The organism is Leucobacter soli, assembly GCF_042659205.1.
Lineage (GTDB): Bacteria > Actinomycetota > Actinomycetes > Actinomycetales > Microbacteriaceae > Leucobacter > Leucobacter soli.
The window spans coordinates 1-4088 of record NZ_JBHSRW010000206.1; the positions used below are offsets into that span (position 1 = coordinate 1).

Consider the following 4088-nt stretch of genomic DNA (forward strand, 5'->3'; position numbering starts at 1 on the left):
TTCGCCGCGCTCGGCAGCTACGACGCCGTGGTCACAGCGACCGACGGCGGCGCCGTCTCGCAGCCGGTAGCGGTGTCGATCGCTGTCGTGCCGCTCTCGGGCGCCGGCACGGCGGCCTCCCCCTTCCGCATCGACTCGGCCGAGGATGTCGACGCCGCCGTTGCGCTCGTGAACGCCGACGCGGCCGGCACCGGCGCCGCCAAGGCGCACTACCGCTTGACCGAGGACATCGACTACAGCGGCGGATCCTTCACGCCCTTCGCGAAGTTCTCGGGCATCTTCGACGGCGGCGGCCGCACGGTCCGCGACCTCGCGATCACCGCGGCGGGCAACCCCGGCGCCGGGTTCTTCGTCGAGCTCGTCGGCGGGACGGTCACCGGCCTGACCCTCGCCGACCTCGCCGTGACGAACTCGGTCGGCACGAGCCGGGCCGGCGCGATCGCGGCGACCGCTTCCGGTGCGACGGTACGGGGCAACACGGTGCTCGGCTCGACGGTGACGCTCGACTTCGCGACGGGCAGCAACAACGGCCAGGCGGGCGGGATCGTCGGCAGCGCCGGGACCGGCACCGTGATCTCCGACAATCTCGTGATCAACAGCTCGATCCGCGGCGCGAAGTACGCCGCCGGCATCGTCGCCTACCCGCTGAACAACCAGGGGAACGCGATCCGCGGCAACCTGCTGGTCGACACCACGGTCGCCGCGCGCGCGGCCGGCAGCGGGTCGAGCGTCGGCATGCTGCTCTCCCAGGGCGGCGCAGGGACGGAGGTCTCGGGGAACGTCGTGATCCGCGGCGGGATCGGTTCCGACAACGCCGACGTGGAGCACGTCAACGTCGCCCCCCGCGACGTCACCGCCACGACGGTCAACTACGCGAGCGCCGCGACGGCACTCACCCAGAAGGGCGACCGCACGGCGACCTCGGCGCAGGTCGCCGAGCTCCCGGCGCAGCCCGACTCGGGCACCTTCGCCGGGATCGGCTGGGATCTCGGCGACGATCACGGCGACGGCCGGTGGGCGTGGGACGCGAGCCGCGGTTACCCCGTGCTCGTCGCGGCCGTGCTCCCGAGCGTCGCCGTGGAGATCGACCTCGCCGGCGGTGCGAACGGCGGGATCGGCGAGGGAGGCGCCGGGGACGCCCGGCACGGCTACGGCGCCACGACGAAGCTGGTGAACCCGACGCGGGAGCACTACGGCTTCGCCGGCTGGACCGGTACTGGCATCACCGGCACCGCGAGCGACGTCACCCTCCCGCGCTACGCCACGGACGACCTCGCCTACACCGCGACCTGGGCGCCCACCGAGTTCACGATCGGCTACGACCTCGCCGGCGGCAGCTCGGACGAGTCCGGCCTGCTGGTCTACACGGTCGAGACCGGCGCGTTCGAGCTCGTCGCCCCGAGCCGCGAGGGCTACCGCTTCGCCGGCTGGACCGGCACCGGGCTCTACGGGGCGACGGCCGAGGTCACCGTCCCCGCGGGCGCCTCCGGCAACCGCGCGTACACGGCGACCTGGGAGCCGATCGCCTACGACCTCGAGATCGACCTGGCCGGCGGCGAACCCGGCGACCCCAACCAGTCGTCCTACACCGTCGAGACCGACTCGTTCCTCCTCGTGAACCCGACGCGCATCGGCTACTGGTTCGCGGGCTGGACCGGCACCGGCGCAGATGAGCCGACCATGCGGGTGACCATCGCCCGCGGCTCAACGGGGGATCGCGCGTACACCGCGACCTGGACCCCGATCAGCTATCACGTGATCTACGGCATCGCCGATGACGAGGAGTTCTCCGACGACCCGGTGGGGAGCTACACGATCGAGTCGGACGCCTTCACCCTGCCCGTTCCCGTGCGTGCGGGCTACACCTTCGCCGGGTGGACCGGCACCGGGCTCGACGGGCCGACGCGCACCGTCACCGTACCCGTCGGATCCGTCGGCGAGCGGAGCTACGTGCCGACCTGGTCGGTCACGGAGTACTCGATCGGCTACCGGCTCGCAGGCGGGAAGGCAGCCGAGGGCAACCCGACGTCGTACACGGTCGAGTCGTCATCCTTCACGCTGCGGAAGCCGACGCGCACGAACTACTCCTTCGCCGGCTGGAGCGGGCTCGGCGCCAAGCGCACGTCGCTCACCGTCCCGACCGGGACCACAGGGGACCTGACCTTCACGGCCACGTGGAAGAAGAAGGCCAAGACGAAGGCCAAGGTCGCGGTCTCCTACGTCAAGAAGACGAAGAAGCAGAAGAACTACTCGCGGGTCAACGTCGCGGTCTCACGGGTAGCCGGGTACAGCACCCCGACCGGCACGGTGAAGGTCACCGTCACAGGGAAGGTGAAGCAGAAGGTCCGCGGCAAGGCCAGCACGGTCACCGTCACCAGAACGGCGAAGGCGAAGCTCTCGTCGGGATCGGTTCGGGTCTCGATCCCCAAGGGCCTCAAGCCCGGCACCTACAAGCTCAAGGTCGCCTATCACGGCAACTCGATGTACCAGAAGAGCAACTCCAAGACGGTCGCACTGAAGATCAAGAGGAAGTAAGCGCAGCATGCAGTTCAGTCTCAAGACCCTCGCTCTCGGCGTCGTCGTCGGGTTGGTCGGATCGCTGGTCGCCACAGTCGGCCCGGCATCCGCGGCCACCGTCGCCGACCTGCCCGGTACGGGCACGGCGGCAGATCCCGTGCGCATCGACTCGGCCGAGGATCTCGACGCCGCGTCGGAGGCGGTGAACGGGCAGTTCTCGACCTACGGCTCCCTCCACTACCGCCTGGACGCCGACATCGACTACCGCGGCCGCACGTTCACGCCGTTCGGCAACTTCGCCGGCACGTTCGACGGCAACGGGCACGCGATCAGCAACCTGCACCTGTCGGCGGTCGACACCCGTGTCGCGTTCTTCGTGGCAACGACCGGCGCCACGGTCAAGAACCTGACGCTGCGCGCGGCCGAGGTGACGCACACCTCCGAGCTCGAGACGCCGGGGCGCCTCTACGGCGCGATCCTCGTCGAGACCGCCAACAACTCGGTCATCGAGGGCAACTCGCTCCTCGATTCCAGCTTCACCGCGCTGAGCGAGGCGACGAACTCCTACGCCGCAGGCCTCGTGCGCGGCGCCACGGGGAACACGAGGATCCGGAACAACTACCTCGACGGCGTGACCGTGAACGCGCCGACGAAGTACGTCGGCGGCATCGCCTTCGCCGCGAGCGGCACCGCATCGATCACGAACAACCTGGTGCGCGACACGCGCATCACGCAGGGCGCCCAGGGCAATCAGGGGCAGGCCGCGTTCATCGTCACGAACTGCACTGCGGCCGGCGTTACGATCTCGGGCAACGCCGTCCACTCGGGCTGGATCTACCAGAACGCCTCGGCGAACAACTACTTCTACGGGTGGGTCACCGCGCAGGGCACCACCTGCGCCGCGCAGAACAACCTGGTCAACGCCAACAACAACCGCAACTTCGACGCCGAGGGCCACACGGAGCAGGCGGTGCGCACCCGGGGCCTCGGCAGCTACGACCTCGCCTGGGACAGCGACGCCGACCTGACCACCGTCGAGGGCCGCACCTGGACCCGCGGCATCGACGGCTCCCCGGCGAGCCGCGCCCAGCTCGAGACCCGCGCCACCTACGAGGGCATCGGCTGGAGCTTCGCCGCCTCCGGCGGCTGGCGCTGGGAGACGAAGATGAAGCACCCCGTGCCGAGCGGAGCGAAGATCCCGCCGTTCAAGCAGGCCGGCGTACCGGGCGCGGGCACCGCCGCCTCGCCCTACCAGCTCGACTCCGTCGACGACCTCGAGGCGATGCAGGGCGCCATCGCCGGCGACGCCGCCTACGGCGCCGCCCACTACCGGCTCACGGGCGATATCGACTTCGCCGGCACCGAGTTCGCCGGCTTCGACGCATTCTCCGGCGTCCTGAACGGCAACGGCCACGCCATCACCGACATGGTCCTCGCGCCGAGCGCGGCCTCCGACGACCTCGCGCTGATCCGCGAACTCACCGGCACGGTCAAGGGGCTCTCGCTCGTCCGAGTCGGGATCGCCCCCGCCGCGGGGACCGAGCGGATCGCGGCCGTCGCGGTGCGCGCGG

General features: G+C 70.5%; 2 protein-coding genes. Both read left to right on the plus strand.

Annotated features, from left to right (window positions below):
- A partial coding sequence (locus tag ACFPZL_RS10770; protein WP_382335393.1) for an InlB B-repeat-containing protein occupies positions 1–2535 on the plus strand: 2535 nt, incomplete at its 5' end.
- 7 nt (positions 2536–2542) lie between these two features.
- Positions 2543–4088 (plus strand): right-handed parallel beta-helix repeat-containing protein (locus tag ACFPZL_RS10775; protein ID WP_382335395.1); only part of this gene is annotated, 1546 nt, incomplete at its 3' end.